Source organism: Mesorhizobium sp. M7A.F.Ca.US.006.04.2.1, from assembly GCF_004022915.1.
Taxonomy (GTDB): domain Bacteria; phylum Pseudomonadota; class Alphaproteobacteria; order Rhizobiales; family Rhizobiaceae; genus Mesorhizobium; species Mesorhizobium ciceri.
This window is the reverse complement of sequence record NZ_RZQA01000601.1, coordinates 1-4012: the sequence shown is the minus strand read 5'-3', so window position 1 is coordinate 4012 and position 4012 is coordinate 1. Positions and strand designations below refer to the sequence as shown.

At 61.1% G+C, this 4012-nt stretch carries 5 protein-coding genes; 3 read left to right on the top strand and 2 right to left on the bottom strand.

The features are described from left to right. The 3 genes from EN925_RS26150 to EN925_RS26140 all read left to right on the top strand — a co-directional run. Window positions 1–222: SMP-30/gluconolactonase/LRE family protein (locus EN925_RS26150; protein WP_206632934.1), on the top strand; the 222-nt coding region annotated here is incomplete at its 5' end. Continuing rightward, on the top strand, window positions 213–1160 hold the full coding sequence (locus EN925_RS26145) for a VOC family protein (RefSeq protein WP_127369830.1): 948 nt from the start codon (window positions 213–215) through the stop codon (window positions 1158–1160). The genes EN925_RS26150 and EN925_RS26145, both read left to right, overlap by 10 nt. Before the next feature lie 105 nt (window positions 1161–1265). After that, entirely contained in the window at window positions 1266–2570 is a 1305-nt protein-coding gene (locus EN925_RS26140; RefSeq protein ID WP_127388271.1) for a glucoamylase family protein, read from the top strand. Between the two features lie 180 nt (window positions 2571–2750). Here EN925_RS26140 and EN925_RS26135 read toward each other — a convergent pair whose 3' ends face one another. Both EN925_RS26135 and EN925_RS26130 read right to left on the bottom strand, forming a co-directional pair. After that, window positions 2751–3650: a cytochrome c gene (locus EN925_RS26135; protein WP_127370441.1), complete on the bottom strand. Its 900-nt coding sequence runs from the start codon at window positions 3648–3650 to the stop codon at window positions 2751–2753. 2 nt (window positions 3651–3652) lie between these two features. Then, the coding region (locus EN925_RS26130) for a cytochrome c oxidase assembly protein (protein WP_164894394.1) at window positions 3653–4012 on the bottom strand (360 nt) is incomplete at its 5' end.

Genomic DNA, 4012 nt, shown 5'->3' with positions numbered 1-4012 from the left:
GCCGACGGGCTGTGCGTGGACGAGAATGGCAACGTCTGGTCGAGCGCCGCCGACGGCGTTCACTGCATTGCGCCCAATGGCGAATTGCTGGGCAAGGTCCTCGTTCCCTATCGCGTCTCCAACCTGACGTTCGGCGGCTTGGCCCGAAACAGGCTGTTCATCGGCGGCTCTCACACGCTCTATGCGATTTTCCTCAATTGCCGGGGCGCGGCATGGCCATGACCGCCAAATCTCAGCGCATCGACAGGCTTGTTCGCTTCAGCCTCACCACAGCTGACGCCGCAAGCGCCGCGCGTTTTTACGAAGCCGCTTTCGGTTGCCGCAGAATCGCGGCGGACCGCCTCGCCGGCCCCGAGTTCGAACGGCTGATGGATGTTCACGGCGGCGCCGATCGTATCACGCTGGGCCTCGGCTGCGAAATCATCGAACTCCTGCAGTTCGACGTGCCGGGCGTGACCTATCCGGAGGACTCCTCGTCATCCGACCTTCGCTTCCAGCACTTGGCGATTGTGGTCGCGGATATTGAGCAAGCCTTTGAGCGGCTGTCGTGCGTGGCGGGCTGGAAACCCATCTCGATTGGCGGGCCGCAGCGCCTGCCGCAATCTTCGGGTGGAGTCACCGCGTTCAAGTTCCGCGATCCCGAGGGCCATCCCCTCGAATTGCTCACTTTCCCGGATGGGGGTGATCGCCGGTGGACCGAGATGCCGGCCGGCGAAATTTTTCTTGGCATCGACCATTCGGCAATCAGCGTTTCTGACTCGGCCCGAAGCGTCACGTTTTACCAAAAGCTCGGCCTTGTTGTGTCAGCACGCTCCTTCAATTTCGGCGCCGCCCAGGAACGGCTGGACGATGTCGCGGGCGCCCAGGTTGATGTCACTGCCCTGGCACTGTCCTGCGATACCCCGCATCTGGAACTGCTATGTTATCGCAACGTGCGCGATCGACGAATGCCAGTCCAACCTGCGGCTCGCAGCAACGACATCGCCTGCACGCGTCTTGTGTACGAGGTTCCCGCGACCCAGGCCGCCGACAGCCACCGCTTGATGCGTGACCCCGACGATCATACCTTGCTGCTCGTGTCGCGGGCCTCAACGGTTTGGGGATCGGCTTCGGGGGACGGCGACCAGAATTCTCGTCCCAAAACAATCAATATCCAATGAGAAATCCCCAACATCAGACGTCTGATCGTCCTGGTATGTTCCCTGTCAAGTCTTGGACACCACCCAGCGGACTGGTGGCGCCAGAATATGCATACAGGAGCTCGCATGCAGAATGAGCCCAAGCAGGAAGCGCTCGACGATGACCTCCTGGCGACCCTTCAGAGCAAAACGTTCGACTACTTCCTTTACGAAGCCAATGAGGCAAACGGTCTCGTCGCCGACAGGACCAGAAAAGGTTCACCCGCCAGCATAGCGGCTGTCGGGCTAGCGCTCACCTCGTATCCAGTTGGCGTGGCGCGAGGCTTCATGACGCGCAAGCAGGCTTGCGCGAGGACTCTGACCACAATGCGTTTCTTCCGCAACAGCGCACAAGGCACCGAACCCGACGCCACCGGATACAAAGGGTTCTATTACCATTTCCTCGACATGCAGACAGGTCGGCGCGTATGGCAATGCGAACTGTCCACGATAGACACCGCGCTTCTGATTGCCGGCATTCTGACCGCAGGCGCCTATTTCCGGGAGGACAGCGAGGAGGAGAAGGAAATCCGCATCCTCTCGGAGGCACTCTATGAACGGGTTGACTGGGACTGGGCGCGCAATGGCGGCGCCACTGTCACCCACGGCTGGACGCCGGAGAGCGGCTTCATCGGCTACCGCTGGGAAGGCTACGACGAGGCGCTGATCCTCTATGTGCTCGGGCTGGGTTCCCCGACGCACGCTCTGCCGCGCGAAAGCTACGCGGCATGGCTCGCCTCCTATCTCTGGAAGAAGATCTACGGTCAGGAATTTGCGTATGCGGGCCCGCTGTTCATCCATCAGCTTTCGCATATCTGGCTCGATTTCCGGGGCATTCGAGATGCCTTCATGCGCGAACATGACAGCGACTATTTCGAGAACAGCAGCCGTGCCACCCATGTTCAACGCGAATACGCGATTCGCAATCCGCTCGAATTCGACGGGTACCATGGGACGAGTTGGGGCGTGACGGCCAGCGACGGGCCAGGGTGGCAAACAAGGCGGATCGGCGGCATCGAGCGGCGCTTTTACGGCTATCGAGCCCGCGGAGCGCCGTTTGGTCCCGACGACGGCACTCTATCGCCCTGGGCGACGGCTGCGTCGTTGCCGTTCGCCCCGGAGATCGTCCTGCCGGCCCTGCGCTATTTCCAGGATATCGAGCTCAATCTCGACAATTCCTACGGCTTCAAGGCGAGTTTCAACCCGACGCTCAAACCGGGCAGCGATCACCCCGCCGGCTGGGTTGCGCCGGATCACCTCGGGCTGAATCAGGGACCGATCGTGCTGATGATCGAGAACTATCGATCGGATTTTCTATGGAAGTTGATGCGCGCCTGCCCGCATGTGGTGCGCGGCCTGCGCCGGGCCGGCTTCAGCAGCGGCTGGCTTTGACAGTCCGGATTCGCTCGATAGGGAAGCTGCCAGGACAAGGAAAGCCCATATTCGGAATATCAAATATCGGGCAAGACGAAGATCATCGCGATTGCAGTAATTCCGTTAACGCCTACATAGGCTCGATCCAGTGTTCCGCCAGCCCGAAACCTGTGCACCGCGGTCAAAGAGGCCGAATCGCTACTTCAAATTCAACAGGTAATCCGCGACTGCATTGCGATCGTCGTCCGTCCAGTGCGACGTCTCGTCGGTCACCACCAGCCCCATTTCTTTGCCGACCTTGCCGGCATTGGGGGTGACACCGGTCTTGAGGGTTTGAGCTAGGCCATCCCTGGTGTAACCACCCTGCAGCAACGCGGCCGGTGTAAGGGGCGGCGCCTTGCCTCCCGGACCTTCAAACGGATTACCGGTAAAGCGCTTGCCCTGCACGACGGAGCCAAGCGCGTTGAGGGGAGAGTGGCAGGTGACACAATGGGCGGGACCGTTGGCAAGGTAGGCCCCACGGTTCCACTGGGCCGAATGTGCCGGATCGTTTTGATAGCGATGCGGCGAAAAGAAAAGGTTCTTCCACCCGGAAATGAACAACCTGATGTTGAAAGGGAAGATCACGCGATTTGCCGGAGCCTCGCGCGACACGGGCTGCGTCGCCATGACCGCCGCATAGAGATCCACGACCTCCTGATCGCTCATTAGTGTGAAGTCATTATAGGGGAAGACCGGATAGAAATTTTTCCCGTGCGGACCAATGCCGTTGCTCAGCGCGTTCGAAAACTGCGCCAGGGTCCAGTTGCCGATCCCGGTTTTCTTGTCAGGGGTAATGTTGGGCGGATAGAACACGCCGAACTTGGTCTTCAACGGCTTGCCCCCGGCCAGAGCGGGACCGTTGTGCTCGTGGTCCGTGTGGCAGGCGTCGCAGCCACTGAGGCGGATCAGGTAGGCGCCGCTAGCGGCATTTCCCGCCAGCGTCAGGTCGCGCGCCGGACCCGTTACCGGCTTCAGGAAATAGATCGCCACAACGAGCCCGGCCAGCACGACGGCCGCGAGCCACCACTTCCAATGTCGCCGCACGCCCGCCGCCACTTTCACGCCTCCCCGTCATATACACGCAGGCGGCTGTTGCCGAGCATCCGCCACAGCGCCCAGATGGTGCTGCCGAGGTAGACGAACGACGCGGGAATGCACATCAGGACGCCCGCGAGCACCTGGTCGTCGAGCGGATTGCCGGCATAGGCGCCATAGAGCGGATGCGAGGCGAACATGATCAGCGCGGATAGGAATGCCCCTTGGATGCCGACGAGCGACACCAGGACCACCGCCATGCCGGGGCTCAGCCGGCGATCGCCGCTGGTCAGGATAATTCGCCAGAAGAAGGTGGCGGCCGCAAGCAGCGTCAGGTGTTCCCAGACATGCACGGCCTCATTGTCAAGGGCCCAGTCATAGGC